The sequence below is a fragment of the Patiriisocius sp. Uisw_047 genome (assembly GCF_047730165.1).
Classification (GTDB): domain Bacteria; phylum Bacteroidota; class Bacteroidia; order Flavobacteriales; family Flavobacteriaceae; genus Patiriisocius.
This window is the reverse complement of sequence record NZ_CP159834.1, coordinates 2905531-2923957: the sequence shown is the minus strand read 5'-3', so window position 1 is coordinate 2923957 and position 18427 is coordinate 2905531. Positions and strand designations below refer to the sequence as shown.

Annotated in this window: 20 protein-coding genes; 17 read left to right on the top strand and 3 right to left on the bottom strand. The window is 37.4% G+C overall.

Annotation, left to right across the window (positions count from 1 at the left end; all coding sequences use genetic code 11):
* Nucleotides 1–106 precede the first annotated feature (106 nt).
* Nucleotides 107–502, top strand: coding sequence for an acyl-CoA thioesterase (locus ABXT71_RS12815; RefSeq protein WP_415371757.1), 396 nt, complete (start codon nt 107–109; stop codon nt 500–502).
* Between the two features lie 25 nt (nt 503–527).
* On the opposite strand, the gene ABXT71_RS12810 is transcribed toward ABXT71_RS12815, so the two are convergent.
* The 3 genes from ABXT71_RS12810 to ribD are packed head-to-tail and all read right to left on the bottom strand — an operon-like array spanning nt 528 to nt 3051.
* Entirely contained in the window at nt 528–1139 is a 612-nt protein-coding gene (locus ABXT71_RS12810) for an IMPACT family protein (protein ID WP_415371756.1), read from the bottom strand.
* Nucleotides 1139–2011: an EamA/RhaT family transporter gene (locus ABXT71_RS12805; protein ID WP_415371755.1), complete on the bottom strand. Its 873-nt coding sequence runs from the start codon at nt 2009–2011 to the stop codon at nt 1139–1141. Before ABXT71_RS12805 ends, ABXT71_RS12810 begins: the two co-directional genes overlap by 1 nt.
* Nucleotides 2008–3051 (bottom strand): bifunctional diaminohydroxyphosphoribosylaminopyrimidine deaminase/5-amino-6-(5-phosphoribosylamino)uracil reductase RibD, encoded by a 1044-nt coding sequence (gene ribD, locus ABXT71_RS12800; RefSeq protein WP_415371754.1) that lies wholly within the window; start codon nt 3049–3051, stop codon nt 2008–2010. The genes ABXT71_RS12805 and ribD overlap by 4 nt, the downstream gene beginning before the upstream one ends.
* Before the next feature lie 26 nt (nt 3052–3077).
* On the opposite strand from ribD, the gene ABXT71_RS12795 reads away from it, so the two are divergent.
* From ABXT71_RS12795 to coaE, 16 genes are all read left to right on the top strand, one after another.
* Entirely contained in the window at nt 3078–3563 is a 486-nt protein-coding gene (locus ABXT71_RS12795) for a GNAT family N-acetyltransferase (RefSeq protein ID WP_415371753.1), read from the top strand.
* Nucleotides 3564–4412 carry a peptide chain release factor N(5)-glutamine methyltransferase gene (gene prmC / locus ABXT71_RS12790; protein ID WP_415371752.1) on the top strand — a complete coding sequence of 283 codons (849 nt, stop codon included), beginning with the start codon at nt 3564–3566 and terminating at the stop codon, nt 4410–4412.
* Nucleotides 4409–4999, top strand: a complete 591-nt coding sequence (locus tag ABXT71_RS12785) for a TIGR00730 family Rossman fold protein (protein WP_415371751.1) — start codon at nt 4409–4411, stop codon at nt 4997–4999. The genes prmC and ABXT71_RS12785 overlap by 4 nt, the downstream gene beginning before the upstream one ends.
* Nucleotides 5000–5340: 341 nt before the next feature.
* Entirely contained in the window at nt 5341–7374 is a 2034-nt protein-coding gene (gene ligA / locus ABXT71_RS12780) for an NAD-dependent DNA ligase LigA (RefSeq protein WP_415371750.1), read from the top strand.
* 27 nt (nt 7375–7401) lie between these two features.
* The gene (locus tag ABXT71_RS12775; protein WP_415371749.1) at nt 7402–7917 is read left to right on the top strand and encodes a DUF6913 domain-containing protein; all 516 of its coding nucleotides are present in this window, start codon (nt 7402–7404) and stop codon (nt 7915–7917) included.
* A 23-nt stretch (nt 7918–7940) separates the two neighbouring features.
* Nucleotides 7941–8816 carry a 4-hydroxy-tetrahydrodipicolinate synthase gene (dapA, locus tag ABXT71_RS12770; RefSeq protein ID WP_415371748.1) on the top strand — a complete coding sequence of 292 codons (876 nt, stop codon included), beginning with the start codon at nt 7941–7943 and terminating at the stop codon, nt 8814–8816.
* A gap of 218 nt (nt 8817–9034) precedes the next feature.
* The gene (locus ABXT71_RS12765) at nt 9035–9835 is read left to right on the top strand and encodes an outer membrane protein assembly factor BamD (RefSeq protein WP_415371747.1); all 801 of its coding nucleotides are present in this window, start codon (nt 9035–9037) and stop codon (nt 9833–9835) included.
* A 9-nt stretch (nt 9836–9844) separates the two neighbouring features.
* Complete coding sequence (locus ABXT71_RS12760; protein ID WP_415371746.1) at nt 9845–10180, top strand: DNA-directed RNA polymerase subunit omega; 336 nt, start codon at nt 9845–9847, stop codon at nt 10178–10180.
* Nucleotides 10181–10183: 3 nt separating this feature from the next.
* Nucleotides 10184–11389, top strand: a complete 1206-nt coding sequence (coaBC, locus tag ABXT71_RS12755) for a bifunctional phosphopantothenoylcysteine decarboxylase/phosphopantothenate--cysteine ligase CoaBC (protein WP_415371745.1) — start codon at nt 10184–10186, stop codon at nt 11387–11389.
* Entirely contained in the window at nt 11389–12276 is an 888-nt protein-coding gene (locus ABXT71_RS12750) for a DUF4835 family protein (protein ID WP_415371744.1), read from the top strand. The genes coaBC and ABXT71_RS12750 overlap by 1 nt, the downstream gene beginning before the upstream one ends.
* Before the next feature lie 63 nt (nt 12277–12339).
* Nucleotides 12340–13992 carry a DNA repair protein RecN gene (gene recN, locus ABXT71_RS12745; protein WP_415371743.1) on the top strand — a complete coding sequence of 551 codons (1653 nt, stop codon included), beginning with the start codon at nt 12340–12342 and terminating at the stop codon, nt 13990–13992.
* Nucleotides 13993–14028: 36 nt separating this feature from the next.
* Entirely contained in the window at nt 14029–14844 is an 816-nt protein-coding gene (locus ABXT71_RS12740; protein ID WP_415371742.1) for an enoyl-ACP reductase, read from the top strand.
* 110 nt (nt 14845–14954) lie between these two features.
* On the top strand, nt 14955–15743 hold the full coding sequence (locus tag ABXT71_RS12735) for a T9SS type A sorting domain-containing protein (protein ID WP_415371741.1): 789 nt from the start codon (nt 14955–14957) through the stop codon (nt 15741–15743).
* A 66-nt stretch (nt 15744–15809) separates the two neighbouring features.
* The gene (locus tag ABXT71_RS12730) at nt 15810–16811 is read left to right on the top strand and encodes a glycosyltransferase (RefSeq protein WP_415371740.1); all 1002 of its coding nucleotides are present in this window, start codon (nt 15810–15812) and stop codon (nt 16809–16811) included.
* A 6-nt stretch (nt 16812–16817) separates the two neighbouring features.
* Nucleotides 16818–17765 (top strand): CdaR family protein, encoded by a 948-nt coding sequence (locus tag ABXT71_RS12725; RefSeq protein ID WP_415371739.1) that lies wholly within the window; start codon nt 16818–16820, stop codon nt 17763–17765.
* A complete protein-coding gene (gene coaE, locus ABXT71_RS12720; RefSeq protein WP_415371738.1) occupies nt 17762–18355 on the top strand; it encodes a dephospho-CoA kinase in 594 nt (197 codons plus the stop codon). The genes ABXT71_RS12725 and coaE overlap by 4 nt, the downstream gene beginning before the upstream one ends.
* Nucleotides 18356–18427 lie beyond the last annotated feature (72 nt).

Here is an 18427-nt window from a genome sequence, read left to right as displayed (position 1 = left end):
TTGAATAAAAAAACCAAAATACCCTTGAATGTTAATTTTTTTTTATGCATACTGTTTAAGTATTTAGTGAATTTTAAAAACGAACCCCTTTTAAATAAAATATATTTTGAAAAAAACTACATTTTCCTTTAGAGTACGTTATGGTGAAACCGATAAGATGGGCGTGGTATACCACGGAAATTATGCTCAGTATTTAGAACTAGGAAGAACCGAATGGTTAAGAGAAATGGGCTTTTCCTATAAATGGATGGAAGCAAACGGGGTGATGCTTCCCGTAGTAAACCTTAGTATAAATTATAAGCAATCTGCGCGCTACGACGATGAATTAACCGTTACAACGACACTTAGGAAAATTCCGACATATCGGATAGAATTTGATTACGAAATTAAGAACAAAGATGGTAGCATTTTAGTCGCTGCGGAAACCACTTTAGTCTTTATTAACAGTAAGACAAATAAGCTTATGAAAGCACCTCAATATCTTATCGAAAAAATAGGATAACTGTTATGAACAAGCATGACTATTATTAGATCTTTTTAACCTTAATTTTATGAAGTTGATGGAGTGTGTTAAAAACACGATCTGCGTGCTTTAGTCGAACTGAAATTACGATCAAACAATCTAATTCCATTTTTTGAGAAACGATATGTAGTCCCTCATCTTTAATAATGCGCATTACTGCATTCATTTCTGGATAGTCAAATTTGATTTGAAAGTTTTGATTGATGGTTCGCTTTATAATTTTAGCTGATTCTAATGCCAATTGGGCTCCCAGTTTATAGGCTTGAATTAAACCACCCACACCCAGTTTTGTTCCTCCAAAATAACGTACCACCACCACAAGTGTGTTAGTAAGATCAAAAGCTTGAAGCTGACCGTAGATGGGCATCCCTGCGCTGTTATTGGGTTCGCCGTCATCATTGGCTCTGTAGGATTCATAGCGCTGTCCTAGTTGCCAAGCATAGCAAAAATGACCCGCTGTATGATGTTTTTTTTTTAAAGACTCTATCGCATTTTTTATGTCATCCTCATCTTTCACAGGGAATGCATAGTTAAAGAACTTGCTACCTCTTTCTTTGAAAAGTGTTTCTGGTGAAGGTTTTGTAATCGTGTGATATGTATCGCGAGTTTCTTCCATTACCAAGTTTCAAATGTTACAAGAAAAATACTGATGATGGCAAGTGCGATCCCAATCCAGTTTTTAAACAACAGACGTTCTCTAAATACTATAATCCCCACAAAGGTGGATGCCATAACAATCGCAACATTATTCACCGTAAAAATACCAGAGCTTTCTAGTAAATCGCTTCGTAGGGCTTTTACTAAGAAGTATATAGAGAAATAATTGGGCACTCCTAAAAGAACCCCCGCCACAATGTTTTTAAAGCTAAAGGTAAAACGCCCTTGTAATTTCTCAAACATTAAAACCATCAGTCCTATAAAAAACGCTGCTGCAAATATGGTCGCAGAAAATAGTGGAATGTCTTCTAGCGTCACAAATTGTTCTTCTAAGTATTTAATGCTGGTGTCTATGGTTCCGCTACCTAAAAAAACTAAAAGCGGTAAAAGTAGATTTGATGGTTTTATGGTTAAGCCATTCTTAGACTTCATAGAGGCAAGGTAGACGGCGACGATTGCAAGTAGTATTCCTATACCTTTATATATACCCAAAGATTCCTGGTAATAGATAAGCCCAAAAATAACGGGGAGTACTACGCTCATTTTTGTTGCTACAGATACCACCGCAAGTCCTCTTTTTTGTGTAGTTCGCGCCATTAAATTAAAGATTAAAATAAATAAAGCGCCGAGTGCTATGGTGTAATAAAACCAAGGGAATGAAGGAATATCGCTAATGCCCGCATCGCCTTTATATGATGCAATTCCGCAGAAACATGCGATGACATAATTTGTGATAATCGCGTGTAGTATGTTAATGTCGTATTTCTCAAAGAGCTTGAAAATGACAAAAATCAATGTTGAGGCAAGAATGCTCAGAATTAAATAAATCAAAGTTCTTTATTTTTTAGAATCGTGAGACGGTCGTTTTTAATTTTTTCTTCTGAAATATTCTGTCCTTGAATACTTGGAGCTCTTAATCCTTCAGAAAAAGAACCGGTCCCTTTGTAAATATGTGCTTCGTCCCAAAGACCTGCATCGATAAATGTTTGCAGTGTTTGCGAACCTCCTTCAATTATCACGCTCTGTATGTCATGACGAAATAGTACATCGCAAACTTGAGAGGCAATGGGTGTGTCAAAATCAATACACTCATATACCACGTTATCAATTGGTGTTCCTGTGGTTTCGGTAATCACAATGGTCTTAACAGCCCCGTCTAATACCGCAGCCCAAGCGGAAATTCTCAATTGTCTGTCTAGTACCACTCGAGTAGGGTTTGAGCCTTCAGCTTCTCTAGTCGTAAGGCTAGGATTGTCTTCAAACACGGTGTTTGTGCCTACAAGAATCGATTGTTCTTCTGCTCTCATTTGATGCACGCGCTGTCTAGACTCGGTATTTGTGATCCAAGCAGGTGCTTGCTTATCACGAGATTTTGGTGCGATATAACCGTCTTGAGATTCGGCCCATTTCAGAAATATAAAAGGACGCCTTTTGTTTTGAAATGTAAAAAATCGTTTGTTCAGTGCGTCACATTCTTTTTCGAGCACACCCACACTCACTTTGCATCCGGCCTTCATCAATTTTATAATCCCTTTGCCCGCCACTTTTGGGTTTGGGTCTGTGCTGCCTACAACTACATTTTTAATCCCCTTTGCAATGATTAAATCTGCACAAGGAGGGGTCTTCCCATAATGGCTGCATGGCTCAAGGCTCACATAAATTGTTGCTTTTTCAAGTAACGATTCGTCTACCACACTATTGATGGCGTTGACTTCTGCATGGGCTTTTCCAGCTTCTAGATGCCAGCCTTCTCCTATAATTTTATCGGCTACGACGAGCACGCTCCCCACTAGCGGATTAGGATACGTGGTGCCCAATCCATTTTTTGCAAGCTGTATGCAACGGAACATGTATTTTTGCTGTAAATTCACGGTTTAAAAATACAATAAGTACTACTATGAGCGAAGTAATTATCCGTCCTATTGAGAAAAAAGATAATGAGCAAATTGCTGCCCTAATCCGCAAGGTGTTGGTAGATCTGGGCGTGCCTAAAGTAGGTACGGCATATGCGGATAAGGCGCTTGATGATATATATCAAGCATACAATGTAGATCGAGCCATCTATTTTGTGGTAGAAGATAATGGCGTATTAATAGGCGGTGCTGGCATCGCACAATTAGAGAATTATGACGGCAATGTCTGCGAACTTCAAAAAATGTATTTCTTAGAAGTCGCGCGTGGCCGAAGATTAGGTAGTACCATGCTTCAAAAATGTATCGTGGAAGCAACCGCTTTTAAATTTGATAAATGCTATCTCGAAACTATGACGTATATGAAAGCGGCACAAGCCTTATACAAGAAAAAGGGGTTTGATTACATAGATGGACCATTGGGCGATACGGGTCATTTTTCTTGTCCCGTACAAATGCTAAAAATACTGTAAATGACTTTTAAAGAGCAACGTTTGGCTTTCGCCAAAATATTAAGCAACCACTATCCCCAGGAAGAAATAAGTTCTTTCTTTTATTTGCTCACGGAACATCATTTTGGGCTGACTAAATTTGAAACTCATCAAAAAGATGCTGAAGATTTTACTGAAGCAAAAGAGCCACTTTTTGTTGAAGCACTGCAGAAACTGCAGAGGAGCGAGCCAATACAGTACATTCTTGGGAAAACTGAATTTTTTGGACACCCCTTTAAAGTAAATAAACATACCCTCATCCCGCGCCCAGAAACCGAAGAGTTAGTCGCGTGGATTCTGGCAGATCAAAAAAATAACAGTTCAGAAATACATATTCTAGACATTGGGACGGGGAGCGGCTGTATCGCGATCTCTTTAGCAAAGGAACTTGAAAATGCAAAAGTGTCCGCCCTAGATATTTCCAAAGGTGCACTTGAGGTAGCGCGAGAAAATGCTAAAAAAAATATAGTAGAAGTTGACTTTGTACAGCGGGATATTCTAACTTCGGAAGCAGTAGCCGCATCCTATGATATCATCGTTTCAAACCCGCCCTATGTGCGGAATCTAGAAAAGAAGATGATGCAAAAGAATGTGCTGGTTCACGAACCGGAAACTGCCTTGTTTGTGAGTGATAATGACCCCTTGGTTTTTTATAGAAGAATAGCGCAATTAGCGCGTAAAAATTTAAAGGAAGGTGGGTTTTTGTATTTTGAAATTAATGAATACTTGGGGGCAGAAATGACCGAGCTTATTACGTACCTCGGATTTAAAAACTGTAGTATTAAAAAAGACATCTACGGCAAAGACCGAATGATGCGGGCATCGTTATGAATAAGTTGCATAAAATATGTGTTTTCTGCGGAAGCAGTGATGGTAATGACGATAAAATTACAACTGCCGCCGTCGCTTTGGGGAATGCCTTTGTAGCGCGTGATATCACCTTAGTCTATGGTGCAGCAAAAATAGGTGTGATGGGGGCCATTGCGCAAAAAATGCTCGATTTGCACGGGAAAGTTATAGGAATCATCCCTCAGTTTTTAAAAGTGAAAGAGGTTGTTCATAAAGGATTAACGGAGCTTCATACCACAGAAAATATGCACGAGCGTAAGTTAATGATGCAAGAAGTAAGTGACGGTTTTATCACCTTACCTGGAGGTTTTGGGACGTTAGAAGAACTTTTTGAGGTGCTCACGTGGCAGCAACTTGGCTTGCATAAAAAACCCATCGGTCTCCTTAATATTAATGGATATTTTGATCCACTGGTTGCACAGCTTCAGAAAATGGTGGACACACAGTTATTAAATAAAGAAAACCAGTCACTTTTAATAGTAGACACAGAAATTGAAAGTCTTCTCAATAAAATGAAAGCCTTTGAGGCTCCTTCAGTGCCAAAATGGTTAAGTGAAAAACGGACTTAAGCTATCATTAAATCCTTTAAGCGGAAATAGTATAGTGTTTTCTCGAAGTTTTAATGACCATATTTTAATTTTTAGAGCCAGCGTATGTGTATAACTTTGGTCAATCAGTTAGTTCTATTACAGAGGTTAGTAATAGAATGTCATTAGATATTTCAGAGCTAGCTTCAGTAATGTGCTTTGTGCGTTTTGCGAGTAACGGTTTTATAGTGGTAAATCGATTTTTTAAAAAATAATACTGTAGAGTTTATTTCACAAAGGCTTCCAGAAATGGAAGCCTTTTTTGTTAATATTCTATGTGCTTAATAACCCTTGATTTTAATTATGAACTTTATATTTGTCTTATGGATATAGAAGGACACATAAATAACCTTAGAAATGAATTGCGAGAACATAACCATAAGTATTATGTGCTTGATAATGCGACCATTTCTGATTATGATTTTGATGTCTTGTTAAAAGAGTTGAAAGAACTGGAAGACGCCAACCCTGCATTCTATGATCCTACTTCGCCCACACAGAGAGTGGGAGGTGAAGTCACTAAAAATTTTGAGACCGTACCGCATACATTTAGAATGTACTCCCTTGATAATAGTTATTCTAAAGAAGACCTTGAGGACTGGGAAACGCGTATCAAAAAGATGGTAGATGGTGATGTTATTTATACTTGTGAGCTCAAGTATGATGGCGCATCTATGAGTTTGACTTATGAGAAAGGATTGTTAGTAAGGGCTTTAACAAGAGGAGATGGGTTGCAAGGAGACAATGTCACAGCTAATGTGAAGACAATTAAGTCTGTACCATTACAATTAAGAGGTGATTATCCAGATTTATTCGAGATTAGGGGCGAAATCGTACTGCCATTTGATGGCTTTAACGCAATGAACGAAGACCGTATTTCAGCAGGTGAGGAGCCATATCGTAATCCTAGAAACACTGCTTCTGGAAGTTTAAAATTGCAGGATAGCGCAGAGGTCGCGAGACGGCCTTTGGAATGTTTGCTTTATAGTTTAGTGGGGGATAAACTGCCTGTTACTACCCAAATGGAAGGATTACAAAAAGCAAGTGAGTGGGGTTTTAAAGTGCCGCCAGTGGCAAAGATGGCGACCTCCATTGATTCCGTGCTAGATTTTATTAATTATTGGGACGTACATCGTCACGACTTACCGTATGAAACGGACGGTGTTGTGGTAAAGGTTAATAACTTGCAGCAGCAGGAAGAGTTGGGTTATACTGCAAAAGCACCACGTTGGGCGATGGCATACAAGTTTAAGGCAGAGCAAGTTTCTACAATTCTTGAAGAAATTACTTATCAAGTAGGGCGAACAGGAGCGATAACACCTGTTGCGAATCTAGCTCCAGTTGAGCTAGCCGGAACTACTGTGAAAAGAGCGTCCTTGCATAATGCAGATCAGATAGAAAAACTAGATATTAGAGTAGGAGATACAGTGTACGTAGAAAAAGGCGGTGAGATTATTCCAAAAATCATTGGTGTCAATTTTGAAGCAAGATCAGCGGACTCTCAGCCAACTAGGTATATAGTGCAATGTCCAGATTGTAAAACAGAGCTTGTGCGAACGGATGGTGATGCAAAACATTTTTGCCCGAATGAAAAAGGGTGCCCAACCCAGATTATTGGTAGGATCCAGCATTTCATTTCTAGAAAGGCGATGGATATTGAAGGGCTAGGGGGTGAGACAGTTGCGTTATTGGTCAATGCCGGGCTCATTAAAAATTATGCAGATTTATATATTTTGACTGCAGATGCTATTTTACCACTAGAGCGCATGGCGCAGAAAAGTGCAGAAAATCTGGTAGAAGGAGTGATGAAGTCAAAAGAAATTGCTTTTGAGCGTGTTTTGTTTGCTTTGGGTATTCGTTTTGTAGGGGAGACGGTAGCAAAAAAACTAGCCAAGCATTTTAAAAGTATTGATGCGTTAATGGAGGCCACTTTTGAAGTGTTGATTACCGTTGATGAAATAGGAGACAGAATCGCAGAAAGTGTTATTGCCTTTTTTAAAACCCCAACGCAAGATCTTTTTTCTGAAATACCACAAGGCGAGACCCATCGTGAGGTTATAGAACGACTGCGCAATTATGGAGTGCAATTAGCAATTTCTAAAGAGGAATTAGCAGGGCAGACAGATAAGTTGTCGGGAGCTATTTTTGTTGTTTCGGGAGTGTTTACAAAAGTTTCTAGAACAGATTTAAAAAAGTTAATTGAAGATAACGGAGGAAAAGTTTCTGGAAGTATCTCAAAAAAGACAAGGTACGTAGTCGCTGGTGATAGTATGGGTCCAAGTAAAAGAACGAAAGCTGAAGATCTTGGGGTGCCTATTATTTCGGAAGACGATTTTCTTTCTATGATTGCCAATTAATAAAATATCTTTGCAACCGCATGTATTATGTTGACAAACTTCAAATTAAAATTACTAAAGAAAAAGCTAGAGAAAAATCTCAAGAAAAGAGATATGTCTCAGCTTCATTCTAGATTGGAGACTATCGGATTCATTATGGATGAAAATGATGTTACAGCAATTGAAACGCTTCGCAAGCTGTCGTCGTCGTTAGGAATAGAAGATGATAATTGCAAGGTGTTGACGTTTCATAAGTTTAAAAGAAATACAAAACTTAAGGTTGATCATTTACACCGTAAACAAATAAGTTGGCGCGGCACTATTGATAACGTAAATGCAGTGCGGTTTACAAAAGAACCGTTTGATGTTTTAATAGGTTATTATAACGGAGCGCAGCCTTATCTTGATTTTTTAATATCAGAGAGTGATGCTCGATTTAAAGTAGGATTAGCGGCAAGTGACTTAAGACTCTTTGATTTGCAGATACAAGTTCAGAAATCAAATACGATATCTTTAGAAAAGGAGTTAAAAACATATTTACACGTGTTAGGAAAAGTAAATTAAAATCATCCCGAACGGAATTTTATATGAAACAATTAATAGGAACTGGAGTCGCGCTCATCACGCCATTTAATGATGATTTTTCTGTCGATGTTGATGGATTAAAAAGAGTAGTAGATTTTAATATCTCAAACGGTATTGATTATCTAGTGATTTTAGGGACAACCGCTGAAAACGCTACACTAACAGATAAGGAGAAACAATTAGTAATTGACACCATTGTGCAAGAAAACGATGGAAGGTTACCACTGGTTTTAGGGATAGGTGGTAATAATACACAAGCCGTAATAGAAGAAGTGCAGGCCCGAAATTTAGATGTGTTTACAGCAATTCTCTCGGTATCGCCAATGTATAATAAACCTACACAAGAGGGGATTTACCAACATTTCAATGCCATTGCAAAAGCAACGCGCAAACCAATAATTCTTTATAATGTTCCGGGTAGAACGGCTTCAAATATGTTGCCTGCCACTGTAGCAAGACTCGCGAAAGCACATAAGAACATCGTAGCAATAAAAGAAGCTAAAGGAGATATAGTACAGGCGATGGAATTAATAGCACAATGTCCTCAAGATTTTTTAGTGATTAGCGGTGATGATATGATCACCCTGCCTATGGTGCTTGCGGGAGGTGCTGGTGTTATTTCTGTCATTGGAGAGGGGTTCCCGGCAGCATTTTCAAAAATGGTTCGATTAGGACTAGAGCGCAAAGTGGATGAAGCATACGATATTCATTATAAAATTGCTCCTGCCATTGACTATATTTTTGCAGAAGGAAATCCTGCAGGAATCAAAGCAGTCTTTAGTGAACTCAATATTTGTGGTGATACGGTAAGGTTACCGTTAGTAGGTGTTAGCGCCGATTTAAGAAACGAAATTAATACGTTTATTGCGCAGTTTTAAAAGAGGCAACCTCGAACAGCCTAAGACATTTTAAAACTGAAAATTCAAAATAATATAGAACGCTAGAGAAGCAAATAAAACTATTGTCATGACGGTTAAAATGTTTACTTTTGCACGACCTTTTTAGAAATATGAAATGCCGCTCACTGATTAGTAATAAAAATGAAATAAATAGTAAGGGCATACCTTGTGCTTATTTCTCAAATATTTTTTTACGGATGAAAAATATCTTTTTAATAGTAATTTTAGCAATCTCCTTTGCCTCTTGTAGCGAATACCAAAAGGTATTGTCTGGAGATAGCACAGCAAAGAAGTATGCGATGGCAGATTCTCTTTATACCGCAGGGAAGTATTTAAAATCTGTGAGGGTTATGGAGCAGATAATTCCTGCATACCGCGGAAAACCACAAGGACAGAAATTAATGTATTTGTATGCAAATGCATATTATAATCTAGAAGACTATATATTAGCGAGTTATCAGTTTGAGCGTTTTACGGTGAGTTACCCTAAGAGTGATAGCGTAGAAGTAGCAGCCTTTAAGTCTGCAAGAAGTTATTACAAGCTTTCCCCTTCACATTCTTTAGACCAACAAGACACGAATACAGCTTTAGACAAGTTGCAAGGTTTTATAAATAGCTATCCAGAGTCTGATAAGAGAAAGGAAGCTAATGAGATGGTGAAAAATTTACGAGAGAAGTTAGATAAAAAGGCATATGAAACGGCTAATCAATATTTAAGAATCTCTGATTATAAAGCTGCAATTAATGCGTTCGATAATTTTGTGACTAACCATCCGGGGTCAGAATTTAGAAAAGATGCATTTTATGGAAGGTTAATAGCTTCTTATGAGTTGGCAATAAATAGTTTGCCACGTTTAGTCGAAGAGCGTTTAACAACTTCTGCTGGTCATTATAATAGCTTTAAGAAATATTATGCAGACAGTGAGTTAAACGTAGAAGCAGAAAAAATTAAAGAAGATATAGATAAGCGATTGCTTAAAATTCAAAACCCGAGTTAATACACGATTATGGCAGATATAAAAAACAGTATAGCACCTATCAATACAACAACGATTGATAAGAATAAAGTGGACGCCCCTACAAATAATATTTATGAGGCAATCTCTATTATTGCTAAGCGTGCTAACCAGATTAATGGCGACATTAAAAAAGAGCTTCTAGAAAAGCTTGATGAGTTTGCTACTTACAATGATAGCCTAGAAGAAATTTTTGAAAACAAGGAGCAGATTGAAGTTTCTAAGTTTTACGAAAAACTACCAAAACCTCATTCTCTTGCAGTACAAGAATGGTTAGAAGATAAAATCTACCACAGAAATACAGCAGACGAAGCGTTAGACCAATAGAACATGTCTGTACTGAGCGGAAAGAATATTTTACTAGGAGTAACTGGTGGTATCGCCGCTTATAAGGCCGCTTTTTTAGTACGTGAATTTGTTAAAAAAGGAGCGAATGTACAAGTGGTAATGACAGAAGCAGCAAAAGAGTTTGTAACTCCTTTGACACTTTCGACGCTTTCAAAAAATGAAGTATATTCTTCTTTTACTAATGAAGAAGATGATAATGCCCAATGGAACAACCACGTAGCGTTGGCCCTTTGGGCAGACTTATTTGTGGTCGCCCCGGCCACGGCAAACACCTTGTCAAAAATGGCGCATGGCGCCTGTGATAATTTATTATTGGCTTGTTATCTCTCCGCAAAATGCCCTATATACTTTGCTCCAGCGATGGATCTAGATATGTACAAACACCCTTCTACAGTTGCAACTTTTAAGAAGCTTCATTCCTTCGGAAATATTAAGATTGAAGCTGCTTATGGTGAATTAGCCAGTGGGCTATTGGGAAAAGGAAGAATGGCAGAACCAGAAGCCATCGCAGAATTTATCGAAAACGATATGCTGGAAAAGTTACCTTTAAAGGGGAGGAAGATTTTAATTACTGCAGGCCCTACCTATGAGGCTATTGATCCTGTTCGGTTTATTGGGAATCATTCTAGTGGTAAAATGGGTTTTTCAATCGCTAAAGTAGCGGCAAATCTGGGAGCAAAAGTGACTTTAATTACGGGTCCATCTTCTCAAAATATTGCCCACAGTCTTATTGACGTATTGCGAGTAACGTCGGCAGCAGAGATGTATGACAGTGTGCACCAGTTTTTTAACGACTGCGATATTGCTATCTTAAGCGCGGCTGTAGCAGATTATCGACCGGCTAACGTATCAGGACAAAAAATTAAAAAGAACGAAAGTGAAATGATCCTAAAGCTGGAGAAAACTTTAGATATTTTAGCGTCACTAGGAAAAATTAAAGAAAAACAATACTTGGTAGGTTTTGCACTTGAAACAGAAAATGAAGTAGAAAATGCAAAAAGTAAAATCGAGAAAAAGAATTTAGACTTAATTGTGTTAAATTCGCTAAACGACAAAGGAGCAGGTTTTGCTTTAGATACTAACAAAGTGACTTTAATTGATACAAACAATAAAGCCTATCCTTTTTCAGTTAAACCTAAAGAGGACGTCGCACGCGATATTCTAGATCATATTCTTAAAACTCTATAATGTATAAATATTTACTTCTTCTTATCGCATTTTGCACCATTAGCACGCAGGCACAAGAGATTAATGCTACAGTGACAATCGATGCGCAACAAACTGGGCAGCCTAATTTTCAGGTGTTTAGAACCCTTGAAAATCAACTAACTGAGTTTGTAAATACCACAAGCTGGACTGAGGAGTCTTATAAAACACAAGAACGCATCGACGCGAACTTTACGTTGATTATAGAAAGTTTTGATGGTGATTTTTTTAATGCAACGTTGCAAGTGCAAGCGGCACGTCCTGTGTTTGGTTCTACCTATACTTCTCCTATTTATAATTATAATGATAAGGAGATGAGTTTTAACTATAAGGAATTTGAAAACCTTGTTTACAATCCGAACAATTATGACTCAAATCTTGTAGCGGTAGTTGTTTTTCATATTTATACTATCTTAGGTATGGATGCAGATAGTTTTGGTGAAGATGGCGGAGATGCTTACTTTGAGATAGCAAAACAAATAGTAAACACAGCGGCCTCGAGTAGTTTTACTGGTTGGAAAGCAACAGATGGACTTCAGTCTAGATTTCGTTTTAATGATGCGTTGTTGTCTAATGTTTACAAAGAGTTTCACACTGCAATGTATACTTATCATAGATTTGGTTTAGATCTAATGCATGAGGATCAAAAAGCTGGGAAACAGGGGGTTATTGACGCTATTGCTTCTTTAAAGAGTATAAATGATAGAAGACCCAATAGCTTCTTGATTAGAACTTTTTTTGATGCTAAAAGCGACGAAATTGCTTCTGTATTTGCTGGTGGTCCTAATGTAGATATCTCAGATCTTATAGACAATCTTAACCGTCTAGCACCTACTAAAAGGACAAGCTGGAGCGGAATTAAATATTAAACCCTTTTTACTTGCAGCGCGTGTAATTCTCCCTTATTTTAGAAGTACAAAAAAATATAACACTTGATATCTACGCTACTCATAAAAAACTATGCTTTAATAGATGATATTAAAGTAGATTTTGATTCAGGCCTCACTATAATCACAGGTGAAACAGGTGCTGGAAAATCTATTCTTCTTGGTGCGCTTGGTTTACTTTTAGGAAAACGAGCAGATTTAAGCGCCGTACGAGATTCTTCCATAAAATGCATTATAGAAGGAGAGTTTCTTCTGAAACGTTTTGATCTTTCTACCGTATTCGCTTCATTAGAAATTGATTATGATGCGCATACTATAATTAGACGAGAATTGCTCGCTAGTGGAAAGTCACGTTCTTTTGTGAATGATACACCAGTAACTCTTCAGCAATTACAAGGGATTGCACCGTTTTTAGTAGACATTCATAGTCAACACGAAACAATGACGGTGGCCTCAGAAAAGTTTCAGATGGAAATGCTGGATGCTATTGCTGGTAATAAGAGTATTCTAGATACATTTCAAACCGAACTCATCACTTATAAGGAGCATGCAGAATTGCTCGCTTCTCTTGTGTATAAGAAAGAAACTGTTGATAAAGAGTTGGATTACAATTCATTTTTATTTAATGAATTGCAGGAAGCACAGCTTTCAAAAATTGATCAAGCTACGCTGGAAGCCCAACTGCAAACGCTACAGAACAGTGAAGAAATTACGGAAAACCTTTTAAGGGCGGAGCAATTAATAAATTCTGATGAGATAGGGGCCATTGCCGTACTTAAAGAAGCTCGAATTTCTCTAGGACTTCTAAAAGATTTTTCGCCGCTGTATGCGGCGATGTGGGAACGCCTGCAGAGTGTGGTGATAGAACTAGAAGATATTGATGAAGAGTTACAATCTGCCTCTCAGAATATAGAGACTACCCCAGACTTATTAAATGAAGTTACCGAAAAACTTCAGCAATTGTATCATTTGCAACAAAAGCATAAAGTACAATCTACAGCAGAGCTGATTGAAATTGAAAACCTGTTAGGCGAGAAAATAGATGTAACAGGGTCTCTTGACAATCAAATAGCAATTACGGAAAAAGCTAAAATTTCCATAGCAAAAAAACTGGACACGCTCACAAATCAATTACATAAAAAACGGAAAGAGATTTTCCCAGTTTTAAAGAAAAAATTAGAAAGAATACTTTTAGAATTAGGCTTGCCCAATGCGTCATTTACATTGACACTAGAGGTTGCAGACCATTATAAATATAATGGTAAAGACGACCTCCAACTTTTATTTACAGCAAATAAAGGCTCTCAACCAGGCCTGCTAAAAAAAGTGGCCTCTGGAGGAGAATTAAGTAGGATCATGCTCGCTATTAAGGCGGTTCTTGCAGGTTATAAAAGATTGCCTACTATTATATTTGATGAGATTGACACCGGTGTTTCTGGGGAGATTGCTTTAAAAATGGCACATATACTGGAACAAATGGGGAGCACTATGCAGTTGGTGAGTATCACGCACTTGCCGCAAATAGCCTCAAAAGGAAAGCATCATTTGAAAGTGTACAAAGAAGATGTAAATAATAAAACGGCAACGTTTATAAAAACGCTGACACACGAAGAGCGCGTCACGGAGATTGCTATGATGCTAGGAGGACAGAATGTGACTTCTTCTGCTAGAGAACACGCAAACCAATTATTGAAATAACGACTATATTTACAAAAAACTAAACCGACCATAATTATGAGTTACAATCTATTAAAAGGAAAGAAAGGAATTATTTTTGGAGCCCTAGACCCAAATTCTATCGCTTGGAAAACTGCAGAGAGAGTACATGAAGAAGGAGGAGAATTCGTCTTGACTAATGCGCCTATAGCAATGCGAATGGGACAAATTAATGAGCTTGCAGCTAAGACCAATTCTCAAATTATTCCAGCAGATGCTACTAGTCTTGAGGATTTAGAAAATCTTGTGGAGAAATCTCAAGAGATTCTTGGTGGAAAAATTGATTTTGTTTTGCACTCAATCGGGATGTCTGTAAATGTGCGTAAAGGAAAGGCGTATACAGATCAAAACTATGCTTGGACGCATAAAGGATGGGATGTTTCTGCGGGATCTTTTCATAAAACAATGAGTGTATTGTACAAAAAAGACGCGATGAATGAATGGGGAAGTATTGTTGCTTTGACCTATATGGCTGCCCAACGTGTCTTTCCAGATTATAACGACATGGCAGATAATAAAGCCTACTTAGAGTCTATTGCTAGGAGCTTCGGTTATTTCTTTGGTAGAGATAAAAATGTTCGTGTAAATACGATTTCACAATCGCCAACACCTACCACAGCTGGACAAGGAGTAAAAGGTTTTGATGGTTTTCTTGCGTATGCAGATAAGATGTCTCCTTTAGGGAATGCTACCGCAGAAGATTGTGCTAATTACACGATTGCTATGTTTAGCGACCTTACAAAACGTGTTACTTTACAAAACTTGTTTAACGATGGAGGTTTTTCAAATATGGGCGTCAGTGATGCGGTTATGGAAAAGTTTGTAAACGACTAGGAGTAAGGTTTTTGTCTATTTTTTTAAACTTTGAGCGAATTATTAGCTTAATATGTGAAACTATAGTATATTTGAATATTAACTTTAATTTAACTTTAAACTATTTTATTATGAAAAAAATTACACTTTTAGTAGCGGCTATGTTTTTCGCTTTCGCTGCAAATGCACAATTAGTAGAAGTCGTTGAAGATTTCGAATCTGGTGCGTTCCCTGCAGGATGGTCTTCTGTGGTTAACACTGGTGATTGTGACGTTTCATTTGGTGCGGATATGCCTACTGGACCATCTTTCCCTTCATCGGCAGTATATTTTGATGATGACGCTTGTGGAAACGGAATGGATCCAAGTAACGTAACTATTTATTCTGATGTATACGATTTATCTAGTAGTGACGGTGTTGTAACTGTTGGTTATGATGTTGCTTTTCAAGAAGTGGCTGCTGGAGATACATTTTTAGCAGAAGTAAATGCTGGAGATGGATGGGAAACTCTTGCCCTTTATGATGTAGATTTAGCTGAAATCCTTACAGAAAGTTTTGATGGAACTGCAACAAACGAAGACTTCCAAGTAAGATGGACGTTTGATGATGCTGGTGAATGGGCATGGCACGGAGCTATCGATAACTTCAACCTTACTTACACGAATGTTTTAGGTGTTAGTGATGATGCAGTAGAAGGTTTCTCTTTTGCACCAAACCCTGCACAAGATGTATTAAATCTTAATGCACAAACTAATATAGAGCGTGCTACGATTGTTAATGTATTAGGACAAACAGTAATTGATGCTGAAATCAATGCAACTTCTTCTACTTTAGATATTTCTAGCCTTGCTGCTGGTACTTATATTTTAAAAGTGGCAGTTGGAGATGAAACTGGAACTTACCACATTATTAAAGAATAATTACTATTCTATATAATATAAAAGCCATCCTAACGGATGGCTTTTTTTATTGCGTATTTTTACACTATGAAATTAGCCTATTCATTTATTATCCCCGTTTACAATAGACCAGATGAGGTGGCAGAGTTACTGGAGAGTCTTGTTGCTATGGATACCGCGCTTCCTTCTGAAATTTTAATAATTGAAGATGGTTCTTATGTTACCTGTAAGCACGTTTGTGAGAAATATGCAGGTCAATTGAATATTAAGTACTTTCTTAAGAAGAATACAGGTCCAGGCGATTCCCGAAATTACGGAATGAAGCAGGCAAAAGGAAGCTACTTCATTATTCTTGATAGTGACTGTATTTTACCGCCACATTATCTCGCAACCGTAGATAGTTATTTAACCAGAAATTATGTAGACTGTTATGGAGGAGCAGATGCTGCACATGATTCATTTACCCCCTTACAGAAGGCTATTAATTATACAATGACCTCTTTCTTCACAACTGGCGGGATACGAGGTAGCAGGAAAAGTGTGACGAAATTTGAACCCCGTAGTTTTAACATGGGTCTATCAAAAGAAGTATTTGAAGCTACGGGAGGCTATGCTAATATTCATCCTGGGGAAGATCCAGATTTGTCACATAGAATAATGAAGCTGGGCTATAAAACTGCTTTTCTTCCAGCTGCTTATGTTTTTCATAAGCGAAGAATATCTTGGGAAAAGTTTTATCAGCAGGTGAGAAAGTTTGGTTTAGTAAGACCTATATTATCTAGATGGCACCCTGAAGCCGCAAAGCTTACTTTCTGGTTGCCTACTATGTTTGTTTTGTTCGTACTGCTAAGTGTGCTCTTTTCTGCTATAAGTAGCATTAAATTTATAATACCCTTAGCGCTTTATCTAGTACTTTTGTTTGTGGATAGCGCTATTAGAAATAAAAGTTTGTCAGTAGCCGCCTTAAGTATTGCTGCGATTTTTGTACAATTTTTCGGATATGGACTCGGATTTTTAAAATCCACCTATTATGTTAGGTTTCAAGGGAAGGATCCTGAAACACAATTTCCTTTTTTATTCTTTAAATAACTTGTGGTGAAAAGATCAAATTCTTTTATTAAAAATTCAAAGTGGAAGTCTTTTCTGTTCTTCCTGTTCTTGGCTTCTTTATTTTGGTTATTAACTAAGATTAGTAAAGAGTTTATAGCACCAGTTTCTGCGACTATAGTGTTTATGAACGTACCTGAAACGGTTTCAATAAAAGAAACCAACGCAGATGAAATCACGTTTAATTTATTTACCAATGGCTATGAGTTTTTAGGTTACAAATTAAAGCAACCATCTATTAATGTAGATGTCTCAAAATTTAAAAATGAAAATAACACCATACAGATTTCAAGTGATGAACTCTTAAAGGAAATTAATGAACAATTTCCTTCCACTAGGGCTGTAAATACATTAAACTTAGATGCGCTAAGGTTAAAAGTAGACCCTATTGTGCGCAAAAAGGTGCCGGTTGTGATAAATAATAAGGTGACCTATAAAAATGGATATAGATTAATAGGCGCCATCGCCGTTTCTCCAGATTCAGTTTTTGTTTCAGGTCCGCAAAAAAATGTTGCTGAGATAGATAGCGTCTTTACAGAAACGGTGCTTCTCGAGCTTTTAGAAGATAATATTTCAAAAAAAATAAATATTATTGTGCCACAAATGGCTGGTATTAGTATGTCAAATAAGACAATAACTGCTTCTTGGGTGGTCAAAGAAATTGCACAAAAGGAATTTGAAATTCCCGTTCAAGTTATTAATAAGCCGAGCGGGGTTATCATTAAGATTATACCCAATAGAGTGAAGATAAAAGTAGATGTTACGCTAGATCATTTTAACGATATCACTGCAAACGATTTTGAGGTTTTCTGCGATTATGACGAACGAAATACAGATGAAAATTTTATGATTGCACATTTACGTAAAAAGACTGAATGGGTAGAACACATTGAACTCGCCACACAAAAAATAGATTTTTTAATTTTTAAAGAATGAAAATTGTAGGACTCACAGGTGGAATAGGAAGCGGAAAAAGCACAGTAGCTTCTATGTTTGCAGATTTAGGGGTCCCTGTGTTTATTGCTGATGATGAAGGAAAATGGCTGTTAAATACCTCAAAAGTAGTGCGACGTAAAATAGTAGCCTTACTTGGCGATAAGGCATATGTTGATACAAGTCCAGACAGAAAATACATTGCTTCTCAGGTATTTAATGATAAGACACTCTTGGCTGCACTAAATGCAATCATACATCCTAAAGTAGCAAAAAAATTTAAGAGATGGTTGGCACAGCAAGATGCGCCTTATTGTATGAAAGAATCTGCGATACTTTTTGAAACAGGAGGAGATGCTATTTGTGACGCTACAATTACGGTCTCGGCTCCCTTAGAGATGCGAATGCAAAGAGTTTTGAAGCGGGATAATAGTTCCTTAAAAGATATAGAAGCAAGAATTCAGAATCAGACAAACGACGATTATCGTGATAATAAAGCCGATTATGTGATAGTTAATGATAGTCTTGACGCAACTAAAAAGCAGGTAAAAAAGCTGCATAAACTACTTCTAGGCCCTGTAAAGACTAAATAGTTTAGTTTGTTAACATTTGGTTAAAAGGACTCTTCATAAATGTTAAAGTCTTATTTTTGTCAAATGAACAAA